The 21,422-nt window shown below is 73.1% G+C and carries 21 protein-coding genes; 20 read left to right on the top strand and 1 reads right to left on the bottom strand.

The window, feature by feature from the left end:
• The first annotated feature begins 635 nt into the window (after positions 1-635).
• The 7 genes from ACFXHB_RS32610 to ACFXHB_RS32580 all read left to right on the top strand — a co-directional run bounded on the left by ACFXHB_RS32610 (position 636) and on the right by ACFXHB_RS32580 (position 10,544).
• The gene (locus ACFXHB_RS32610) at positions 636-2,186 is read left to right on the top strand and encodes an NUDIX domain-containing protein (protein WP_380578408.1); all 1,551 of its coding nucleotides are present in this window, start codon (positions 636-638) and stop codon (positions 2,184-2,186) included.
• Positions 2,187-2,243: 57 nt separating this feature from the next.
• Complete coding sequence (locus ACFXHB_RS32605; RefSeq protein WP_380578406.1) at positions 2,244-2,708, top strand: hypothetical protein; 465 nt, start codon at positions 2,244-2,246, stop codon at positions 2,706-2,708.
• A complete protein-coding gene (locus tag ACFXHB_RS32600; protein ID WP_380578404.1) occupies positions 2,705-5,239 on the top strand; it encodes a Helicase associated domain protein in 2,535 nt (844 codons plus the stop codon). Before ACFXHB_RS32605 ends, ACFXHB_RS32600 begins: the two co-directional genes overlap by 4 nt.
• A gap of 147 nt (positions 5,240-5,386) precedes the next feature.
• Positions 5,387-6,472: an aminoglycoside phosphotransferase family protein gene (locus ACFXHB_RS32595; RefSeq protein ID WP_380578402.1), complete on the top strand. Its 1,086-nt coding sequence runs from the start codon at positions 5,387-5,389 to the stop codon at positions 6,470-6,472.
• A 170-nt stretch (positions 6,473-6,642) separates the two neighbouring features.
• The gene (locus ACFXHB_RS32590) at positions 6,643-7,602 is read left to right on the top strand and encodes a hypothetical protein (RefSeq protein WP_380578400.1); all 960 of its coding nucleotides are present in this window, start codon (positions 6,643-6,645) and stop codon (positions 7,600-7,602) included.
• 262 nt (positions 7,603-7,864) lie between these two features.
• Positions 7,865-8,710 carry an SAM-dependent methyltransferase gene (locus ACFXHB_RS32585; protein ID WP_380578398.1) on the top strand — a complete coding sequence of 282 codons (846 nt, stop codon included), beginning with the start codon at positions 7,865-7,867 and terminating at the stop codon, positions 8,708-8,710.
• Positions 8,711-9,173: 463 nt separating this feature from the next.
• Entirely contained in the window at positions 9,174-10,544 is a 1,371-nt protein-coding gene (locus ACFXHB_RS32580; RefSeq protein WP_380578396.1) for a hypothetical protein, read from the top strand.
• Positions 10,545-10,556: 12 nt separating this feature from the next.
• Here ACFXHB_RS32580 and ACFXHB_RS32575 read toward each other — a convergent pair whose 3' ends face one another.
• The gene (locus ACFXHB_RS32575; protein WP_380578394.1) at positions 10,557-11,144 is read right to left on the bottom strand and encodes a tetratricopeptide repeat protein; all 588 of its coding nucleotides are present in this window, start codon (positions 11,142-11,144) and stop codon (positions 10,557-10,559) included.
• Between the two features lie 392 nt (positions 11,145-11,536).
• On the opposite strand from ACFXHB_RS32575, the gene queC reads away from it, so the two are divergent.
• The 13 genes from queC to ACFXHB_RS32510 all read left to right on the top strand — a co-directional run bounded on the left by queC (position 11,537) and on the right by ACFXHB_RS32510 (position 21,410).
• Positions 11,537-12,238 (top strand): 7-cyano-7-deazaguanine synthase QueC, encoded by a 702-nt coding sequence (queC, locus tag ACFXHB_RS32570; protein WP_380578392.1) that lies wholly within the window; start codon positions 11,537-11,539, stop codon positions 12,236-12,238.
• 11 nt (positions 12,239-12,249) lie between these two features.
• A complete protein-coding gene (locus ACFXHB_RS32565) occupies positions 12,250-12,924 on the top strand; it encodes a 6-carboxytetrahydropterin synthase (protein ID WP_380578410.1) in 675 nt (224 codons plus the stop codon).
• Positions 12,921-13,643, top strand: a complete 723-nt coding sequence (locus tag ACFXHB_RS32560; protein ID WP_380578390.1) for a 7-carboxy-7-deazaguanine synthase QueE — start codon at positions 12,921-12,923, stop codon at positions 13,641-13,643. The genes ACFXHB_RS32565 and ACFXHB_RS32560 overlap by 4 nt, the downstream gene beginning before the upstream one ends.
• Positions 13,633-14,076, top strand: a complete 444-nt coding sequence (locus ACFXHB_RS32555) for a DUF6884 domain-containing protein (protein WP_380578388.1) — start codon at positions 13,633-13,635, stop codon at positions 14,074-14,076. Before ACFXHB_RS32560 ends, ACFXHB_RS32555 begins: the two co-directional genes overlap by 11 nt.
• Positions 14,077-14,078: 2 nt before the next feature.
• The gene (locus ACFXHB_RS32550) at positions 14,079-14,630 is read left to right on the top strand and encodes a phosphoribosyltransferase (RefSeq protein ID WP_380578386.1); all 552 of its coding nucleotides are present in this window, start codon (positions 14,079-14,081) and stop codon (positions 14,628-14,630) included.
• On the top strand, positions 14,627-15,778 hold the full coding sequence (locus ACFXHB_RS32545) for a glycosyltransferase family 4 protein (RefSeq protein WP_380578384.1): 1,152 nt from the start codon (positions 14,627-14,629) through the stop codon (positions 15,776-15,778). Before ACFXHB_RS32550 ends, ACFXHB_RS32545 begins: the two co-directional genes overlap by 4 nt.
• A 91-nt stretch (positions 15,779-15,869) precedes the next feature.
• Positions 15,870-16,559 (top strand): PIG-L deacetylase family protein, encoded by a 690-nt coding sequence (locus tag ACFXHB_RS32540; protein ID WP_380578382.1) that lies wholly within the window; start codon positions 15,870-15,872, stop codon positions 16,557-16,559.
• On the top strand, positions 16,559-17,299 hold the full coding sequence (locus tag ACFXHB_RS32535) for a WbqC family protein (RefSeq protein ID WP_380578380.1): 741 nt from the start codon (positions 16,559-16,561) through the stop codon (positions 17,297-17,299). The genes ACFXHB_RS32540 and ACFXHB_RS32535 overlap by 1 nt, the downstream gene beginning before the upstream one ends.
• A complete protein-coding gene (gene folE / locus ACFXHB_RS32530) occupies positions 17,296-17,907 on the top strand; it encodes a GTP cyclohydrolase I (protein WP_380578378.1) in 612 nt (203 codons plus the stop codon). The genes ACFXHB_RS32535 and folE overlap by 4 nt, the downstream gene beginning before the upstream one ends.
• Positions 17,904-18,569 (top strand): thymidylate kinase, encoded by a 666-nt coding sequence (locus ACFXHB_RS32525; RefSeq protein ID WP_380578376.1) that lies wholly within the window; start codon positions 17,904-17,906, stop codon positions 18,567-18,569. The genes folE and ACFXHB_RS32525 overlap by 4 nt, the downstream gene beginning before the upstream one ends.
• The gene (locus ACFXHB_RS32520; RefSeq protein ID WP_380578373.1) at positions 18,566-19,621 is read left to right on the top strand and encodes a radical SAM protein; all 1,056 of its coding nucleotides are present in this window, start codon (positions 18,566-18,568) and stop codon (positions 19,619-19,621) included. The genes ACFXHB_RS32525 and ACFXHB_RS32520 overlap by 4 nt, the downstream gene beginning before the upstream one ends.
• Complete coding sequence (locus tag ACFXHB_RS32515) at positions 19,618-20,739, top strand: DegT/DnrJ/EryC1/StrS family aminotransferase (protein ID WP_380578371.1); 1,122 nt, start codon at positions 19,618-19,620, stop codon at positions 20,737-20,739. Before ACFXHB_RS32520 ends, ACFXHB_RS32515 begins: the two co-directional genes overlap by 4 nt.
• Positions 20,724-21,410: a PolC-type DNA polymerase III gene (locus ACFXHB_RS32510; protein ID WP_380578369.1), complete on the top strand. Its 687-nt coding sequence runs from the start codon at positions 20,724-20,726 to the stop codon at positions 21,408-21,410. The genes ACFXHB_RS32515 and ACFXHB_RS32510 overlap by 16 nt, the downstream gene beginning before the upstream one ends.
• Positions 21,411-21,422 lie beyond the last annotated feature (12 nt).

Genomic DNA, 21,422 nt, shown 5'->3' with positions numbered 1-21,422 from the left:
CTTCAGCCACGTCCCGCTGATCGACACCGCGCTGCGGCTGACCGCCTGCGGCGGGGCCTACCTGTCCGCCCAGCCGGACGCCGCGGCCGTCGACCCGGACCGGAACGCGGTCCGGCTGCCCGGCCAGCGCCGCCACACCGACACCACAGCGCCGGCGGCCCGGCCGTGACCGCGCTCCTTGGCCGGAGCCGGCCGGTGGCGGTGCTGTGCGGCTCCCCTGACGCCGTCCCGGCCCCGGCGGCCGCCGTCCTCGCGTCCGCGTTGGCCCGACCGCTGCCGGCCGGACGCCATCTCGCGGTGTGTCAGCCGACCAGTCAGGACCCCCCACCTGGCCCGGCAGGTCGACGTGGCGATGGGCGAGGTTCTCGACGGAGGGTGGGGCCGGCCGCGCGCCCCCCGTTCCAGTCCGCATCCCTGCCGCGCGGCGCCGAACCCGTCGGGGGACCGGGCGTCGTCAGAGCGCCTCGCCGCGACCGGTCCTCGGACCGGCCCGTCGGCCCGCCCCGCGGCGCGGTGTTCGACGCGATCGCCCGTCACCGCCCCTACGGCGCGAACCACACGACCGGCACCCGCACCACCCCGGTCGGCGCCGACGCCCCGCCCGGCCCGCCCGGTCCGGTGGCCCGGAGGCAACCGTGACCTTGACCGCCCACACCACCGTGGCCCCCGCCGCCTTCTCCCTCCCGCCGACACCCTTGCTCGATGCTTCGGGCCTGGCCGTGCTGCGATTCGCGCTGCTACCCGGCACACGCGCGGACCGCCTGCGCCGCACCGGCCTGGCCGCGTCGGACGTGGTCGGCGCGGTGGATCGGGCGTGCTGCCTCCTCGGCGCGTCCACCCTCGCCCAGGCCGGCGCGCTCACCGCCCTGCACCGTCTGCTGACCGCCGAGCAGATCGGCCTCGCGGCCCCGGTGCCGGCGACCCTGACCGCCCGCCGCCGCCAGGCACTCGCCCTCATGGTCGGGGGCCTGTCGACGGAGTGGATCGCCGACCGGCTCGGTATCCACGAGGCGTCCGCGATCGGCCTGTGCCGCGAGACGGCCCGCGCCCTGGGCGTCACCACCGCGGCCCACGCCGGCTACGCCGCCGTCACCACCGGGGCCGTCCCCCTCAGCGCGATCCGACCTCACCTCCCCGCCCTGACCACCCCCGTACACCACGACGCCCGGAGAGCCAGCGTGTCCAGCAGCCCCCTCGCCCCGTCCGCCCCGGCTTCCCGGCCCCCGGCGGCCACCGACACCACCAGAGCCGCCCGCGCGGAAGTGCTGCTGACCGACGGCCACGGCCGCGTCCTGATCACCGCGGGCTCGGGACCGGGCGATTCCCAGCTGCCGGGCGGCCCGCTCATGCCCCACGAGACGCCACCCGCCGCCGCCCGGCGCCACGCCGAGACCGCGACCGCGCTCACGCTCCTGACCCCGGGACGCCTCCTCGCCGTCGACTGGGCACCCGGCACCGGACCGACCTACACCTACGACCACCCGCCCCTGACCGCGGCCCAGACCGCGACGCTGACCGCCGACCACACCAGGCGCGGCACACCACGACTGCTCACCCCCGCCGACCTCATCACCCGGGCGCCCGCCGACGCGCAGCGCGTCCTCGCCGTCCTGCGCGCCCGCGTCGAGGGCCGCACCGCCGAACTGGAACACGGCCGGCCCCGCACCCCGGGTGCGCTCGACACCCACCGCGTCCTGCCCCGAACCGCCACCGCCCCCGAGCCGTGGACACCCGTCGGCCGCCGGCACGACGGCCCCGCCACCAGCGTGGCGGCCTGGCTGACCCTCACCTGCGGGCTCGTCGTCGTCCACCACGACCCGGCGACCGGCCGAACCCGCCTGCCCGGCGGGCCCCTCACCCCGGGCGACACCGACGCCCTCGAACACGCGCTCGCCCGCATCTGCGCCGCCACCGTCGGCGTCCGCCCGCGCGGCGCCGTCCTGATCGGCCACAGCGGAACCGAGGCACGCCTGGTCGCCACCGTGCCGCGGCTGGGACCCCTGATCGCGGGCCCCTGCGAACCCACCGTCGTCCGCCTTCTCACCACGCCCGAACAGGCCGTCGAGCTGTGCGAGAACAGCATCACCCCGGCCGAGCTGCGCGACGCCCTGGAGACCGCCCGCATCGCCACAGGCCTCCTGCGTCAGCCCGTCACGCCCGTCCCCACGAACGGCATGACCTGGTAGCCGCCAGTCCCTCCGAAGCACCGACCGCACAGAATCCCGCACACCCGGAGCATCACGTTGAACATCCCCCTTCCACCCCCGCCGGCCGCTCTCGCCGACCCGGTCGAGATCCACGGCAGGCTGATCCACCCCTCGGGCCCGACCCCGCCGCACCACGACCCGGCCACCAAGCCCACCCGTCTGCCGGGCGACCCTCCGCTTCCCGCGGACCTGGCATACCTGCCGCCCACGCCCGCCCGCGGCCGCGTCACCACCGTGCGAACCCGACCGGCGGGCGCCGACATGGTCGGACACCGCGATACCAGCGCCCGCCCGACCCACCCGAAGCCGCCGGCCGCCGAGCCGTCCACACCCGCCCTCATCCGACCGCTGGCACCCCTTGAACAGGTGCTCGGCCTTCGCCGCGGTGACGTGCGCCCGCGCGAGCTGGCCGCCGTGACCGTGGACGGCATCACGGCCCTCCGCGCACCGCAGGCACGGAAGCCGGTCGTCGAGGTCCCGGCCGGCGGGATGATCCGGTGACCGACACCGCCCCCGAACCGGCGTCGGCGCTGTGGCCCCATCAGCGAGAGGCCGTCGACGGCGTCCTCGCCGAGCTGCGGAGCGCGGACCGGGCCCTGCTGGACATGGCGTGCGGAACCGGCAAGACCCGCGTGGGCGCGGAGGTCGCCTACCAGCTGACGCAGCACGTTCCCGGCCCGGTCCTGATCACGGTCCCCACGCTGCGCCTGCTCGACCAGACTGTCGCGGCCTGGGCGCACGCGCTTGGGCGGCCGGCTCTCGGGCGGATCGTGGCGGTCTGTTCGAAGCCCGGCATCGTGGCCACGTACCGCAACCGGCTGCGCGGCTGGGAGGCCGCTGTCACCAGCGAACCCGATGTCCTGGCCGGCCTCCTTCGCGGTGAGCGGACCACGGTGCTGTGCACCTACCAGAGCCTGGACGTGCTGCTCTCCGCCTACCGTCGCCACTCCCCGCCGCCGATGGCACTCGCCCTGTTCGACGAGGCGCACCGCACCGCCGGATCCGCCGACAGGTCGTGGTCCGCCGTGCACGACGAGGTCCGCCTGCCAGCCCGGTACCGGCTGAGCATGACCGCGACACCCAAGGTGCTCCTCGGTGGCGACGACGTCATCAGCATGGACGACGAGAAACGCGTCGGACGGGCCGCCTACCGCCTCCCCTACGGCTCGGCCCGCAGGCGGGGCCTCGTGGCTCAGTTCCGGATGGTGGTCCCGCTGGTGGCCGACGCGGACATCGAGTCGGTGGTGGCCGCCACCGGCGCGCCCGTGTACTACGAGACCGGCGGCGCGCCCATATCGGCGCAGACCCTCGCCACCCAGATCGCCCTGCTGCGGGCCGCGCATGAGTACGGCTCCCGGCGCATGGTCACCTTCCACCGCACCGTCGCTGACGCGCGTGTCTTCTCCCGGACCCTGCCGTTGGCCCTGCGGCACCTCGAACCGCACGAGCGGCCCTCCAGCCTGTGGGCCGGACATGTCCACGGCGATCACAGTCCGGCAGTCCGGGACTCCATTCTCGGCCGGCTCTCGCAGCCGCACCACGGGCTCGTCGTCGTGTCCAACTCCAAACTCCTCAGCGAGGGGGTCAACATCCCGGACATCGACGCCGTCGCCATCCTGGCGCCGCGCAGTGTGATCGACACGGCACAGATCGTCGGCCGGGCGGTCCGGCAGCAGCCCGGCCGGTTCAAGACGGCGACCGTGTTCGTCCCCGCCAACCCGGACGCCCCCGACGGCTCCGGATTCGAGACCGTCTTCAGCGCCGCGCGCGCGATGGCGGCAACCGACGACACGCTCGCCGCCTACACTGCGGACGCCCGCCGCACACTCGGCGCCCAGGGCACCCTCACGCCCCGCCTCGAACAGCCCGACTGGCTTACCCTTACCGGCACTCGCGTCCCCGAGAGCTTCGCCCGGGCGATCAGCGTGCGGGTCGTCCGCGAAACCTCCGCCCCCTGGCACGAGTACCTGGGCGCCGCCGATCGCTTCCTCAGCGAGGGCGGCTCCCTGTCCGATGTTCCCCGACACTGGCGCACCCCCGAGGGACTGCCCTTCGGGTCATGGTGGCACGCCACCCAGGAGGCATTCACCGCGGACCGGCTGGCACCGGACCTGCGGCAGGCCCTGGAGGCCATGGGGATGACCGAGCGGCTCGCCAGCACGATCTGGGACACGTTCATCGCCGACCTCACCGCCCACCGGGAGCAGTTCGGCCACGTAGACGTACGCGGCGACCACGTCAACGACGCCGGACGACGACTCGGCGCGCAGGTCCGCAGAGCCCGCCTCAAGTTCGACCGGCTCAGTGATGAGCAGCGGGCCCGGCTGACCGCGCTCGGGTTCACCCAGAACATGCTCGACGCGGCCTGGAATACCTTCATCGCCGACCTCACCGCCTACCGGGAGCAGTTCGGCACTGTCGACGTCAAGCGGGACTACGTCACCGCCGAGGGGCGCCGTCTCGGAGTGCAGCTCGGTTCCCGCCGCGAGACGTTCGACCGGCTCAGTGATGAGCAGCGGGCCCAGCTGACCGCGCTCGGGTTCACCCAGAACACGCTCGACGCGACCTGGGACACCTTCATCGCCGACCTCACCGCCTACCGGAAGGAGTTCGGCCACCTCGATATCCCCATCGACCACGTCAACGCCGCCGGGCGCCGTCCCGGCCGCAAGGCCTTCCGATATCGCGGGGACGAGTGGGACACGCTCCCCGAAGGGCGGCAGGCACAGCTGACCGCGCTGGGGTTCGAACGTCGTCCACTGCTCGAGGCGCGGTGGTCGCGCCACGCACAGGCCTGGGCTACGTTCGCCCGGGATTTCGGAACCACAGTGGTCCCCAAGGACCATGTCACGCCCGACAACCTGAAGCTCGGGCACTGGCGCCAGCGACAGCTGAAGATCCTGCGCGCCGGGAAACTGCCTCCCCACCAGACGGAGACCCTCGTCCGTCTGGGCCTGATCGCCCCGGACACTGGCGCCCCTCCAGCCGACGGGGCCGTCCAAACCGGCGACCACCGCGCCGACCCGCTCTGACCACGCCAACCGGCACCCCGCCGACGCCATGACTGGGACCACGCTCCCTCACAACCGTCCCCCATCGGCGACCTCACCCTCCCGCCGTCGCTGGTCGGCACGCTTCACCGTCCACCAAGCACACCCTTGTCAGAGGAGATCCATCCCGTGAACGCACTGGATAGCCGTCACCCGCGTGGCGTGCTCGACCTCGCACCAGATCCAGCCCAGGCCCTACGCCGAGTGACCGGACGCGACGCGACCTTGAGCTCCCAGGCCCGGGAAGCACTTCGGCAGGCGGCCGCCGCCGTGGGGTTCGGCACCGATGGTGGTCGCCTCCTGTACGCCCACCGGAACTGGGTCGTGCGCCTGTCGCACGCCACCGCCGCGAGCTCGGTCATCGCCAAAATCCATGAGCCGGGCACCAGCTGGGAGGCGGTCCACCGCCAAGTGGACGTCGCCACCTGGCTACGACGCAACGACGTGATGACCGCCCGACCGGCGGGCGGCGGCCGGCCGCTCGCGACGACGACGGGACTCTTCGTCACCTTCGCCGAAGACCTCGGAGACGGCGGGCCCGTCTCCCCAGACCAGCTCGGCCGCCTGCTGGCCGCGCTCCACGCTCTGCCACTGCCCACCCACCTGGCCCTTCCCGCGCTCGACCCCGCGACAGATCCGCTGGCCCGAATCGGCCGCGTACCCGAGAACGTGCTGGCCAGCGCGGACCGGTGCTGGCTGCGTGAATACGTGACCGCGGCCGCGGAGCAGTTGCGGACGACGCCCTGCGGCAGCGATGTGCTCCTGCACGGTGACCTCAACACGTTCAACACCATCGCGTCACCGGCCGGCCCGGCGCTGATCGACTTCGAGAATGTCGCCAGGGGACCAGCGGCCTACGACCTCGCCTTCCAGGCGTGGAGGTGGCACGGCTTCGGGGAGGACCCGGACGACTACCAGCGCTTCTGCTCCTCCTACGGCGCCGACGTGACAACCCTTCGACAAGGCGCGCCCTACCGGGTCCTGGTCCAGTTCCGAGCCGCCATCGGTGTCCTCATCGCCCTGGAAGCCGCGGCTCACGACCGTGCGTGGGCCGTCGAGGCCGGCTACCGGATGGAGTGCCTGCGCGCCCACGCGATGCGGCCCCTGAGCTACCCCTGGAATTGGCAGACCCGACCCGCGCTGACCAGCGAGCCGGGTGGCCGTAGCACTTCGATCACGCCCGCGACCCCACCCGATGGGGCTGCGGGCGCCTGATCCGGTCACGGCCGTCGGCAGGCGCTTCGACCCCCACCACCGTAGGGCTGCCTTCCTCGTTCGGCCCGCCCGCCACGACCGGTTGCCGACAACCGCACCACCGGCCCCGCCGTCCGCGGACCAGTACAGCCGGCCCCCGTCAACTCTTCCCGGCAAGGAGACACCCGCACATGAGCACCTGGCCGCCGTCCGCCGAAGACCGCACCCCGGATCCCGATACCGTCATCGAGCATGTGGGCTGGAACATCCAGCACGGCCAGCGCCTGGCGGACGCGCTCGCCCTGCTGGAGGACCGGGCCGAACACACCGGCCGTGGCCCGGACCTACTGACCCTCCAGGAACTGGGCCCCGGCCAGGGCCAGGAGGTCGCCGGACGCCTCGCCCTGACATACGTTGCCTCGCCCCCGAACGAGCGCCCCGGATCCGAGACCGCGCTGTTCTACAACCCGGCGCTCTTCCGGGCCGACCCGGCCTGGACGCAGTACCCGAGCGGCATCCGGCACAACCCCGCCGTCGCACTGCTGCGGATGCTCCACCCCGACACCGGCCAGGCCAGCTTTCGGCCACTGTTCGTCGCGAGCTGCCACGCGAGCTACAGCGACCCGGCGCTGCGCGAGCACCAGGCCCGCTTCCTCAGCGAACTCGACAAGGACGGCTGGCTGGCGCTCGTCCAGGGGGACTGGAACTCCTGGCCGGTGTGGGGCTGCCCGACAAACCTCGACGAGGTCGCCGACCGGGCCTTCGCGCAAAACCGGTCCCTCCTGCAACCCGACGGCACCTTCCGCCCCGACGACCACGCGGACCGGCTGCTCACCTACGGCGGGATGACAGATGTCGGCCGCCACACGGCGACCGTCCTCGGACGCGACGGCGCGGACCGAGCCACCACCGGCCACGGCGCCGACAAGACCCGCCAACGCGTCCCCGACCATCACCTCCCACCCGGCGGAGCCGGCCCGATCGACCGCACCTACGCGACGACCGAGCTCCTCCCCGCCCTGCACGACGCCACGATCCTCGCCGGCAAGGAGGTGCAGCGGATCTCCGACCACCTGCCGCAGGTGACCCGCTGGCTGCTCCCGGGGCTGTGGGACGTGATGAACCGGCCGATCGTCCCGATCCGCCACTGACCGTCCACGGCGGGCACCCGGCATCGCCCACTACCCGCGCCGACTCAACTGGAGCCTCCATTCCGAGTCCTCACATCTCCCCGTGCAGCCGGGCCGTCGACGGAGCGTCCGGCGGCCACCTGGCGAATCCGCTCACCCGACCTGCCGTGCCAGCCCACCGTGCCGCTACAGGTCCGGCCAGGTACAGCGGCACGACGTGGTGACCCGCACATGGACGCGGGAGGCGTCCTCGTGGCTGTTCCCGCACGCGACCGTTCAGGGCATGGCGGACCACCTCGCCGGCGGCAGCTGCCACAACATGCGCCGCAACCTGCCCGCCGCCCTGGAGTTGGACGCTTTGGCGGACGGGTTCGGCGCCGCCGCCCGCGACGCCCACCTCTTCAAAGTGGCCGTGGTGCGCAGTGCGGTCGCCCTCGGGATCGGGCAGATTCTCGACCTCGGTTGCGGTACGCCCCGCGAGCCGGCACTCGCCGATGTCGCCCGACGGGCCGGTGCCCGGGCCCAGGTGGTTCACGTCGAGGGTGACCCGCTCACCGCCGGCTACGGCCGTGCGTTGCTCGAGACCGACACCAGCACCGTCACCGTCGAGGCTCCCTGCCTGAGCACCGTGGTGCTCGACCACCCCACAGTGCGCGAGCACATCGATCTGTCCCAGCCCCTGTGCCTGTTGCTGGTCGCCGCCGCGCACACCGCACCGCTGGCCAGCCTCGGTGAACTCGCTTTCGCCTTGGCCGATCGGCTGGCTCCGGGCAGCCTGTTCGCCGTATCCCAGTGGGCGGCCGACAGCGTCGACATTCGCTGGGCCGTCAACGACTGCCTGTACGAGCGTACCCACGGCACGTCCGGCACGGTGCGCAGCACCGGGGAGGTCTCCGCGGCGTTCGAGCCCCATCTGCTCCTGGGGCCGCCGCCGGGCCCGGTCATCCGCTGGCAGCCGGACCCCGGGCCGGGCGGCGGTGAGCTGGTCCCGCTGCACGACGGTCGTACCGGTGTCGTCGAGTTCGGCGCCGTGATCCGCATACCTGTCCAGGGCGCACCGGCGGACGTCGCGTCCGGTGGTGACCCCGGTACGCCGTCGTGCGGCGGGATCGGAGGGCGGCGACCGTGACCGGCAACCTGCCCGTCTTCGACCCGGCCGACCCGGGCCGCGCCGCCGCACTGGTCAACCACCGTCTGCGCCCGCTCGGGCTCGGCGAGTACTACCGGCGGGGAGGACGTGTGCTGCCCGAAGGGATCGGGTGGTGCAGGGCGCTGCCCGCCGTCGAGGAGGCATGGCCGGCCGGGGCACTGTGGTGCGTGCTGGTCGCCTGGCACCCGGACGCCAGCCCGGTCCGGATGGCCGTCCATGGTCTGATGTCCGCATCCGCGATGTCGTTGGCACGCGCCAGGAGTCGGCGGCCGCGCGCCCTTGCGGACGGGTCTGGACGTCGCCGGGGCCTATCTACGGGGATGTCCGAACGTGCGGGCGCAGGATCGTCGAGCCAGTCGTGGCGGACGGCTGCGGGCGCCTGGCGGGTTGCGAGGGCGAAGGGACGCGTTCCTCTGCCGCGGCACGGTCGGGCAGGCGTGTCATGACGTCCCGGCCAGCCGCACCGAACACCAGGCTCGGCGCGCTCATCGCGAGATCGACGGTGCCGCACAGGGAGCTGGCCCGGCGGGTCAACGCCCTGGCCCCGGCCACCGGACGGCAGACGGCATACACCCACACCCACGTCGCGAAGTGGATCGCGGGTGCGACTCCCCGGGGAGAGGAGATTCAGCTTCGGATCGTCAAGGTGCTCGGCGAGCAACTTGGCCACGCCGTCACTCGTGAGGATGCCGGATGGGGCGTCCCCAAGACTGTGGGGCCGGACGTCGGATTGGATTTCCCCCAAGACCGCCGAGCCGCGCTTGAGGGCGCCGTGACCTGCTGGAGCACCGTGGACCGCCGTGACCTCTTCCACCTGACGGGCGCTGCGGCGTTCTCGACACCGGTGATGCGCTGGCTGGCCAAGCCGGCCGACGAGTCGGCCGTCCATACCGGGGCGAATCGCGTCGGGCAGACCGACGTCGACCGGTTGTGGACGGCCGCGGCCGAGGCGCAGGTCCTGGACTCGCGCTACGGAGGCGGGAGCTGGCGCTCGAGTCAGGCCATGGCCTGTCTGCGTGACGCGGGCCCACTGCTCAAGGGAACGTACACGGCGGCCACGGGTCAGGGCCTGTACGGTGGGCTGGCCGAGCTCTCACGGGTGGTGGGCTGGGCGGCGATGGACGGCGGGGACCGGGCCGCTGCCGACCGGCTGCTGATCCAGGCGCTGCGTCTTGCACGGGCCGCCGGTGACGTGGAGCTGGGGTGCTATGTCCTCGCCACCATGTCGCTGGCGACGTTCCTGGCTGGCCGGTGTGCGCAGGCCGCGGAGATGGCATCCGCAGCGTACGAGCGTGGCCAGGGACGAGCGGCCCCGAGGGTGCTGGCGTTCTGCAAGCTCGCCGAGGCCAGGGCGCTGGCCAGGCAGGGCGACGGGGCGGGCGCGGGTGGGGCGCTGGCCCTGTGCGAGCGGCTGCTGTCGGGGATCCGGCCCGGCACGCACGACCCCGAATGGATCGCGTACATGACCGTCGAGCGTCTGGCGACCGACAGCGTGGAGATCTTTCGGGATCTCGGGCTGACACGGCCTGCCATGGTCTGGGCCCAGCAAGCCGGCGGGATGCCGGTGGGCCGCTACACGCGGGCGGTCGGCATCAGGGCCGCTGTCCTGGCCAGCGCCCACCTCATCGACGGCAACCTCGAGCCGGCGCTCACGGACGGCCATCGGTCGGTGGACATCCTCAAAGGGGTGCGCTCACCCCGGGCGCACACCTATCTGTACGACGTGACCGACCGGCTCGGCCGGTGGAAGGACGAGCCCGCAGTCCGTGACCTGGTCCACCGGGTGAGGACGGAACTGCCGTCCACAGGCTGATCCTCAGGTTGTTCACGCGACGGTCAGCTGGGCGGCGCGGTGCGCGAGGTCGGCCGCTCCGCGGATTCCGCGCCTGGCATACATCGCCAGGAGCGGGCGGATCCGGGCGATTTCGTGGTGGGCCCGGTGCGAGGCGAGGCAATCCATCAAGTCGACGCTACGGCCCAGCAGCTGGACGGCTTCTTCGTGCCGGTTCTGGGCGGCGACGGCCCGGCCGAGGTTGGCGAAGGTGAGGGCGCGGCCGCGCCGGTAGACGGTTTCGGTGCGTTCGGTCAGGGTAGCGCGGTAGTGCCGCTCTGCGGCGGCGTGGTCGCCCATCTCGGTCAGGGTCCGGCCGGTGTGGGAGGCGACGACAGCGGTGGTGGGGCCGGCGGCGGCCGCGTAGGCGGGCAGGTTGTCGGTGCTGGTGTGGGCGGCGTCCTGGGCTGCCGCGGTGTCGGGGTCGCCGCTCGCGCCGTGGGCGCGTGCGGCGGTGATGAGCAGGAGTGATTCGGTGCGCCTGTCGATCCGTCCGCGGGCCCGGGCGAGCGCGGCCTCGGCCAGGTCGATGGTGCCTATCGGGTGGCCGAGGTCGAGTGCCTGGTGGGTGAGGGCGCGCATGGCCCAGGCTGCGTGTCCTGCTGGGTCGGCGCGACGACATCGCTCAGGAACACCTCGCTGACGGCGAGGCCGTGTCCGCCGCCGAGGAGTTCGTCGGCCGACCGGAATGTGTCGGTGAACTGGGGATCCGGACAAGGTGACCAGCGCACACCGGTCCTCTGCCGCCACATGCCGGGTACCGGGTCCGCGGCGCGGCGAAAGTGCCCCCTGAAAGTGCCTTCCCGTAGCTCTGCAATTCGGTGTCTGCTTGGCCTCCGCAACGCGCTCGCCGACTCGCTCCCGAACGGACCCATGGGGCCCTGGCCCGCGCCGAACGAGACGCCGCGTTCCCGACCTGCCCTCAGTTCTGTTCGAGTGCCCATGTTTCGCTCCCTTCCTCAAGGAGGTGCACGATGACGCCTTCCGTCCCCCGTCACGCCGCCGTGGTCCTCTCAGGCGGCCTCGATTCCAGCACCGCTGCCTACCTCCAGGCTGCCAGCGGCAGCCGTCTCACCCTTCTGTCCGTCGACTACGGGCAGCAGCACCGCACCGAGCTCGACCACGCCGAAGCCATCGCTGACCGCCTGCAGGCGCCCCACCACGTGGTGGACCTCCGCTCGCTCGGTTCCCTGCTGACGGGCAGCGCGCTGACCGACCCGGACGTAAACGTCCCGGACGGGCACTACGCCGACGAGACGATGCGGGCCACGGTCGTCCCGCACCGCAACGCGCTGATGCTCGACCTCGCCGTGGCGGTCGCCCTCGGCCAGGGCGCCGACGCCGTGGTGTTCGGCGCCCACACCGGCGACCACCCGATCTACCCGGACTGCCGGCCCCGGTTCCTCGACGCGTTCCGGCAGATGGTCGCCGTCGCGAACGAGGGACACCTGCCGGCGGGATTCGAGGTCCTCGCGCCGTTCCTGAACCTCACCAAGGCCGACATCGTCCGGACCGGGGACCGCCTCGGAGTCCCGTTCGCTCTGACCTGGTCCTGCTACAGGGGCGGCAAGGTCCACTGCGGCACCTGCGGTACCTGCACGGAGCGGCGTGAGGCCTTCGAACAGGCGGGTGTCGCCGACCCGACCGAGTACGCCACCGCGCGGACGGGGGTGTGAGGGCCGTGGGAATGTTCACGATCGGCAAGCGCATGCGCTTCGAGGCCACCCGGACCGTCGACGGCGTCGAGGACGGCGACTCTCTGACAGCGGAGGTCCTGCTGTCGGCGGACCAGCTCACCGACACCGGATTCGTCACCGACTTCGGCGACCTCACCGCGTTGCAGGAGCACATCGACCGGACTCTCGACCACCACGACCTCAGCGGCGTCCTCACGGATGTGAGCGACGAGGACATCCGCCGGCATGTGCTCGACTGTGCCTCCACCTACCTGCCGCAGGCGGCGCGCGGACGGCTGGCAGGTGTGCGGCTTCTGAGCGGACGCATCGTCACACCGACCGAACCCGCCGCGGTCCACTTCCGGGCCACTCACTGGCTGGAGGGACTCGCCGCCGGACACAAGTGCGGGCGCCGCCACGGCCACGCGTACGTCGTCACCCTTCCCGGCACACTGGGCGGCCTGCTGCCGATCCCGGGAGACCTGATCGACCACATCCGGTCGACGCTGCACCGCCAGGTCCTCAACCGGGTCCTGGACGTCAACCCGACGTCCGAACTGCTCGCGGCGCACCTGGCCGGCTGGCTCGCCGACAAGAACATCACCGGGCCCGACGGATGCCCGTACGCGGTCCGGGTGTCCGAGACGGACAGCACCTGGGCCGAGTACCGCCAGGAGGCGTCGTGACGACGCTGCTCACCGATCCGCGCCCCAAGCTGCCGCTGCGGGTGCGCATCACGGAGAAGTTCCGGGACACCGTCCAGGGCGAGGGCCCGTCGACCGGCCGGCGCGCCGCCTTCATCCGCTGCTCCGGCTGCAATCTGGCGTGTGGTTGGTGCGACACCCCGGAGACCTGGGACAGCCGCCGGTTCAACCTGGCCGCGGAGTCGTCCTGGTGGGCAGTCGACGACCTCATCGCGTGGGCGTTGGAGGGGACCGAGCCGATCCTCGTGATCACCGGCGGCGAGCCGCTGCTGCAGCCGGGCGTCGTGCCGCTGGCCGAGCGGCTGATCGAGGCCGGCCGCACAGTCGAGTTCGAGACCAACGGCACCCTGGCCCCGCCGCAGCGTCTGGTCGAGGCCGGCGTGCACTGGAACGTCTCACCGAAGCTCAGCGGCGCCCGGGTGGCTAAGGAGCGGCGGATCGTTCCGGAGACGCTCCGCGCGTTCGCCGCCCTGGAGCGAGCCCGCTTCAAGTTCGCGGTGACCGCACTGGAGGAACTGGACGAGATCGAGGCCCTGGAGGCCGAGTTCGGCCTGGACCCGGTGTGGGTGATGCCGGAGGGCACGAACAGGGAGGCCGTCCGGGCCGGGCTGCAGGAGCTCGCACAGCCCGTGATCGACCGCGGCTGGAACCTCAGCGGGCGCCTGCACATCGAGATCTGGGGGAACCGACGTGGCAAGTAGCCCCGGGGCGCCGGCGCTCGTCGTCGTGGGCTGCTCCGCCCGCAAGAGCCGGTCCCTGCGGCCCGTGGCCGCACTCGACCTCTACCAGGGCTGGTGCGTGCCCCCGCTGCGCGCGCGCCTGGCCGAGCGCGGCGACCTGCGGCGGCGCACGCTGATCCTCTCGGCCCGCCACGGCCTGCTGAAGGCCGAGGACCCGGTCCTGCCCTACGACCAGCCCCTCACCCCCGAACGGGCCGCCGCTCTCCAGAGCGCGGTCCGCGCCCAGCTCGCGGAGCACCTCCAGGCGTTCCCGGCATCCGAGGCGCTGCTGCTCCTGGAACCCGCCTACCTGGCGCTCCTTGGCCACCCGCCAGTGCCGATGGTGCACACCGTCACCGACCCGGTGCGGCACTGGGCGGCCGTCGACAGCGTCCTCGACGCCTGGGGTTGGTGACGGTGGCCCAGGATCCCGGACGCGTTTTCACTGGACGCGTCACGTGGCACCTGACCGCAGAGGCCTTCGCCGCAGCTGCCGGCCTCGTCGCCGACCACGAACGCCCCTACCGGCCGGACGTGGTGGTGGGCCTGGCGAGGGGAGGGGTACCGCTCGCGCGCCGTGTTGCCGAGCTGCTCCAGGTGCCTGTCGCCGAGGTGAGCGTCCGGCACAACACCAGCGACGACCTCGCCCTGCCCGCGAGCGGCCGGGTCACCCTCGACGAGGGGGCACTGCTGAAGGCCGTCGCCGGGGCCGACCGGGTGCTCGTCACCGACGACATCTGCGGCTCGGGCGCCACCCTGCACGCCATGCACCACCTGCTGCTCTGGAACACCCAGGCCCAACTGCGCACCGCCGCGCTGTGCCGTAACGCCGGCACCACGTTCCCCGTCGACACGTGGGTGTACGGCGTGGACGACTGGGTGGTCTTCCCGTGGGAGGCGGCCCCGCCGCCCGGCCACACCCGGCTTCCCGTTCCCACCCGGCTCTTCACCACACCGGAGGCACCGTGACCAGCACCACCAGCGACCGGCCCGGTCCGGTCCGCACGATCGCGTTCGTCCTGTTCAGCTACGGGCCCAACGAGCCCGCCGGCTATGAGCGGACGGTCGGCGCGCTCGCCGCCGGGTGCCGCGAATTGGGCATCACCCCGCTGATCGTCACCAGCGGCCCGGCAGAGCCCGGCGACGCCGACCACCCCGACATGGTCCGCCTGGCCTCCCTCACGCTGCCCCGTCCGATCATGAAGCCCGGCATCCTCACCGCCCTCAAGGACCCCGAGCCGGTCCGAGCCGAGCTGCGCGACCTGCTCGCCCGCCATCGGGTCGACCTGGTCGTGTGGGTGGACGCCCTGTACGGACTCGGCTACCTCGATGCCGCACCGGCGGGCGTGGCGACCGTCCTGCAGGTCCACAAGGTCCGCGCCGACAGCTTCTTCGACCAGGCGATCGCCGCGGCAGGAGCGGTCCTGCCGATCAGCCCCTACATGGTGGAGGAGGCCCGCGCCCACGGCTACGACACCAGCGGGTGGACGATCGTCCCCAACCCGCTGATGGCCGCCGCCGTCCCTGTCCCGGCTCTGACCCGCGAGCGGCTTCGCCAGGACGGACCAGTGCGGATCGTCTCCCGCGCCGAGCCGTTCAAGGGCCTGGCCGAGCTGCTGTCCGCGATCCCGGACGGCTGGCAGCGGCCCGTCGAGCTCGTGCTGGCCCGGGCGGGGTTCGAGTACTGGCCCGGCATGCAGGACGAGGTCGTCACCGCGGTGCGCGCCGCGGCCGCCGAGCGGCCCGACGTCGTGACGGTCCTGGACCCGCTGCCGTGGGAGAAGGTCCAGCCGTTCTTCGCCGGTGCGGCTGCCACCATAATCGCCTCCTACGAGCCGGAGACGTTCTGCAACACGGCCGCCGAGGCGATGTCGACGGGCACGCCCGTCGTCGGCTTTGGGATCGGCAACCTGCCCCATCTCGTCGGCGACGGCGGCGTCATGGTCGCGCTGGAGCGCGGCTACGGGGCCCTGTGGCAGGAAGTCGGACGGCTCACCGACGACGAGGCCCGCTACCACGACGTCTCGGCCAGCGCTGCGCGCCGCACTGCGGAGCACGCCCCGGCAAGCATCGTCCGGGCCCTGATCGCCGCCACCCGCACCACCGCTGCAGGCTGAGCCGCCGCACCGCCCGTATCCGTAGTGCAGCCGCGCCCCACGGGGTGCCGCCCCGTTCCCCTTCCACGGAAAGAGAAGGAGTGCCACCACCATGGCCCTCGGATTGACCCGCGGCGACCGCGTCCTGGTCGTCGCACCCCAACCCGACGACGAGGCCCTCGGCGCGGGCGGCACACTCGCCCGCCTCACCGAGGCCGGCGTCGAGGTCCACGTCCTCACCGTCGCCTGCCACTCGACGCCCGGCACCGACGCCGGCACCCGCCGGGACGAGCTCGCCCAGGCCTGCGCCGTCCTGGGCGTGCACGCTCACCACATCATCTGGACGGACAACGACGCCGCCCGCAACCCCGGCGCCCACCAGACCGAGCTCGTCCACCTGATCGAGGCCGGCGCGCCCCTGTCGATCGCCGCCCTGCGCCCGCACGCCCTGCTGATCCCGGCCGACGGGTCGTTCCACCAGGACCACCGGGCCGTCCACCACGCCGGTCGCGCCGCCGCCCGGCCCGCCGGCCTGACGCGCCCGCGGCCACGGATCGTGCTCGGATACGCCGGCCCGGAGGACGCCGCCTGGGCACACGCCCGCCAGGCCCGCACCGTGGCGGTCGACACCAGTGCCGTGTGGACGACGAAGGAGAAGGCTCTCGGCTGCTACCGCAGCCAGATGCACACCGCCCCGCACCCGCGCAGCATCGAGGCCATCGCGGCACGCGACACCGCCGAGGGCAGCGCCTTCGGCTTCCCCATGGCCGAGTCGTTCGCCGCCTACCGGATGGCGTACTGATGGGCGCCCGGTACACGGTGCTCGCCGCCCACCAGCCCGCCTACCTACCCTGGTGCGGCTTCTTCTCCCGCCTCCTGGAAATGGAGGCGTACGTGGCCCTCGACCACGTCCAGTTCTCCGAGCGCGGCCGGCAGCACCGCAACCAGGTCCGCGGCCCCGCCTCCGGCCTCCCGGTGCGGCTCACCGTTCCGGTGCGCCACTCCTTCGGCCAGTCGCTGACCGAGGTCCGCACCGCTGACCAGGCGTGGCCGCGCCGGCACTGGCGCACCCTGACCCAGGCCTACGGCCGGGCCCCGTACTGGACGCTGTATGCGGATCGCCTGCGCGCGGTCTACGAGCGGCCCTGGACCCACCTGGTCGACCTCAACCTCTCCCTGACCCGGCTGCTCCTCCATGCCCTCGACCTGCCGGCCCGCGTAGTGCGCAGTAGCGAGCTCGCCCCGCGGAGCTCCGGCACCGGCATGCTGGTCGACCTGTGCCGGCTCCGTGGCGCCGACACGCTGTTGGTAGGTACCGGCGCGCTCGGCTACCTCGACGGTGCCCTGCTGCGCGAGCACCGGATCCAGGTGCAGGTCGCCACCTACACCCACCCCCCGTACGGGGCCGACCTACGGGGCTGGGCCCCGAACCTGTCCGTCCTGGACCTCCTCATGCACGAGGGCCCGCGCGCCCGCGGCGTTCTCGCCGCCGGCGCGCGCACCCGGGTATGGGAGCCGAGCGTGGAAGCGGTGACCCTGTGAGCATCGACCTCGTCCCCCAGCCTGCCGTGACGGGGCGGGCCTTCGACCACGCCCGCGTCCAGTCACTGGTGGGTGAACTCCTCGAAGCCTTCGGCGAGGACCCGAACCGGGAAGGGCTGCGGGACACGCCGCGCCGCGTCGCCGACGCCTGGCGCGAGCGCCTGTGCTACGACCCGGGCCGCACCGGTACGGTCTTCGACAGCGAGACGCTCACGGTCGGGGGCAGCGAACTGGTGATCGTCAACGGGATCGTCCTCAGCTCGACGTGTGAACACCACCTGCACCCGATGCGCCTGGTCGCCACCGTCGGCTACCGGCCCGCCGACTGCGTCGTGGGGCTGTCGAAGATCCCGCGCATCGCCGAACGGCACGCCCACCGGCTCCAGCTCCAGGAGCGCATCGCCCGCGGCATCGCCGACGACCTGATGGCGACCGCGCGGACCAAGGACGTCGGCGTCGTCATCCGCGGCGAGCACCTGTGCATGACCCAGCGCGGCGTGCGCGCCGACCAGGCCCGCAGCAACAGCGTGCTGCTCCACGGCTGCTTCGACGAGGACCCGCACGCGGCGCGGTGGCTGCGCGACGCCGCCCGTGAGGCGGCCGCATGACCACCGCCCCCGCCCGGAGGTGGGTGACGATCGAGGGCACCAACGCGGTCGGCAAGTCCCACCTCGCCGCCCTGACCGCGGCCGCCGTGGGGCCGGGCTGCACAGTCCTCGCCGAACTGCCCGACACCGCACCCGGCGCTCTGCCCGGCCAGGTCGTCGCCGCGCTGGCCGCGGGCGGCGATCCGTTCCTGCGCACCGGGCACCCGCTGACGGAGACATTCGCGCTGCTGGCGCTCGCCGTTCGGCGCCGCGAGCAGCCGCCCGAGGCGCAGGTGGTCATCGAGGACCGCGGGTGCGACAGCGTCGCCATCTACCAGGCCCTGACCGTGGCCGATGCCCTGGGCAACGATCCCTATCCGATCCTGTCCCGGCTCCTGGACGCCGCCGACCGGTGGCGTGTGCGCGCGGACGTCACGGTGCTGCTGCGCGACGACCCAGCGGCGTGCGAGGCGCGGTGGCGGCGGCGGGCCGGGCGCCCGCTCACCGCCGACGAGGCGGACCGCCTGATGCGGGCCGCGGCCCTGTACGACCGGCTCGCCGCCGACGACCCGGGCCGCTACCTGGTCGTCGACCGCGCCCGGACCACCGCCGACGGGGCACTCGACCTCCTCACCACCGCCTGCCGCCCGACCGCCTCGACTGTCCCCGGAGACGCCCCGTGACGCGCCCCGTCCTGAACCGGAACCTGATCACCCTGCTGTGGTCGCTGCGCAGCCTGTGCCCGCTGGCCTGCGACTACTGCTACTTCGGTCTGGTCGCCGACCACCAGATCGCCCCGCCGACCAAGGCCGGCCAGCTGTCGCACATCTCCCCGAACGACATGAGCCGCAAGGCGGTCCTCGCGTTCGCGCGCACCCTGGCGGGCTCGGGAGTGGGCCGGGTGTTCCTCGCCGGCGGCGAGCCGCTCGCCTGGCCGGGCGCCCTCGACGTCATCCATGTCGTCAAGGCGGCGGGCATCGAGGTCGTCGTGTGCACCAACGGCCTGCCGCTCGCCAAGGCCGAGATCCGCAACGCGTTGTTCGACCTGGGCGTGGACGCGATCTCGGTGTCCTTGGACTCCACCGACCCGGCCGTCAACGACGCCCGCCGCCCCGACCGGTTCGGCCGTGGGACCTGGCACGCCGCCGTCGACGGCATCCGCGCCGTCATCGCCCAGCGCGGTACGAGGCCGGGCCCGCGGGTCGGCATCTACAGCGTCCTGACCCGCCACACCATTGACGACATGCCCGCCATGGGCCGCCTGACCGCCGAACTGGGCTGCGACTACTACGTTCCCCAACCCGTCACCCTCACCGACGACCACAAGCTCCACGCCGAACTGTCGCTGCGCCCCGCCGACCAGCCGCGCCTGAAGGCGGCCTTCGACACGCTCTACCGCGACCACACCAGCCTGGTCCTGCCCGCCTCCACCTACCCGCAGCAGGTCCTTACCACCGTGCCGCGCACCACCTCCCCCGTCTCCTCCTGCTTCGGCGGGCACACGCTGCACTTCATCCAGCCCGACGGCGCCGTGTGGGACTGCGTCTCCCCCTACCGGATCGACGCCACCGCGCCGAGCGCCCACCGCACCATCCACGGCGCCGACGCCGCCGACCTGTTCCCCGCCCCTCAGGGCAGCGCACCCGGCTGCCCGCTGTTCTCCCACGAGTGCGTCAACATGTGGCCGCTCATGGACACCGACCGGATCACCCACCCTTCCGGGAGCCCGCGATGACCCTCACCAGCACCGAACCGGCGGCCCACCGCCAGGACGCGGCCGACCAGCTGGCCGCCGCGCTGCGCCGCATGCCCGACCCCACCGCCGCGGCCGGCCACACGCGCCGCCTCGAGGAACAGCTCGCCACGGTGTTCGGCGCCCGGCACGCCGTCGCGCTCTCCTCCGGCACCGCCGCCCTGCACACCGCGCTCGCCGGGTACGGCATCGGGCCCGGCGACGAGGTACTGGTCCCGGGCGCCACTGTCGTCATGACAGTGGCCGCAGTCCTCATGACCGGAGCGACCCCGGTCCTCGTCGACTCCACCCCGGTCCTCGACCTGGACTTCGACGACCTGGCGGCCAAGACCACGTCCCGCACCCGCGCCATCGTCCCCGTCCACCTGGCCGGACGGCCCTGCGACCTCACCCGCCTCACCGAGTTCGCCGCGAGGGCCGGGCTGCGCGTCATCGAGGACGCCTGCCAGGCCCAGGGCAGCCGGCTCGACGGCCGCCCGGTCGGCACGTTCGGCGACGTCGGCTGCTTCTCGATGAAGGACGGCAAGGTCCTGTGGTCCGGGGAGGGCGGCTACATCCTCACCGACGACGCCGAGTTCGCCGCCCGCGCCCGCTCCTTCACCACGCACGGCTTCCTGCCCGCCCCCGGCCGGCCCGCGGGCAGCCGGCTCGGCCACAACTACCGCCTGGCCGAACCCCTCGCGGTTATCGCCTCGGCCAACCTGGAACGCTTCGACGACCTGCTGGAGCAGCGCCACCGCCAGACCCGGCTCCTGACAGACCTGCTCACGGACGTGCGGGGCCTTCGGCCCGTCCAGGCGGGGCCGCGCGAGCAGTGGAACCACTATGGCCCGCTGCTACGGCTGACGCTCGCCCGCCCGAGGGACTTCTGCCGCCGCCTCGCCGAGCAGGGCATCGCCAACAGCGTCGGCACCTACGGCCTGACCACCGCCGACCGGCTTCCCTCCCTCGCCGAGCACAGCCTTCAGCCGTGCCCGACCGCCCTGCGCAGCCTCGATGAGACCCTGGCCGTCGTTGTGCACGGCGGACACAGCGACGAGCAGCTGCGCGCCATGGCCCGCACGATCACCCAGGAGGCACGCCGGTGGCCCAGCACCTGACCTTCACCGACCCCAAGGCCCTCGCGACGTCGTTCGCGACGGTCGACTTCGAGACCCTCACCCCCGCCGGGCGCAGGCCCGAGCCGACCGAGGTCGCCGTCCAGGTCCGCCGCCTGAACGCCGACGGCACCTGGGAGGAGACCGCGCGTTTCGAAGCGCTGATCCGCCCGCCCGCCGACGTGCCGGTCACCGACTTCGACACCCGCCAGACCGGCATCACCGCCGCCATGCTCACAGGCGCCCGCACCGCCGACTACGTCCTCGCCGACCTGGAGCAGGGCCTGCTCGGCCACGTGCCGTACATCCTCGTCGCCCACAACGCCCCCTACGAGGCCGGGCTCATCCACGACCGCGCCGCCGTGTGTCCCACCCTGGCGCGCACCACCCTTCTGGACACGGTGCGCCTGGCCCGCACCGCCTACCCTGAGCTGGCCCACCACCGCCTGGACGACCTGCTGCGTCACCACCGCCTGCCCAGCCCCGCCGGCCGGCATCGCGCGATGCCCGACGTCGAGGCGACCAGCGAGATCTTCGCCCGTCTCCTCGCCGACGGCGCCAGGGACGGCCACTGGAGCACCCTCGCCGACATGCGCCGCCTCGCCGGCGTCACCCCCAAGGCCGTCCTCGACGACGAGGAAGCTGCCCGGCCCCAGCAGGACTCACTGTTCTGAAGGAGCGCATCC

The sequence above is a fragment of the Kitasatospora sp. NPDC059327 genome (genome assembly GCF_042752535.1).
Lineage (GTDB): Bacteria > Actinomycetota > Actinomycetes > Streptomycetales > Streptomycetaceae > Kitasatospora.
This window is presented reverse-complemented; position numbering and strand designations above follow the sequence as displayed.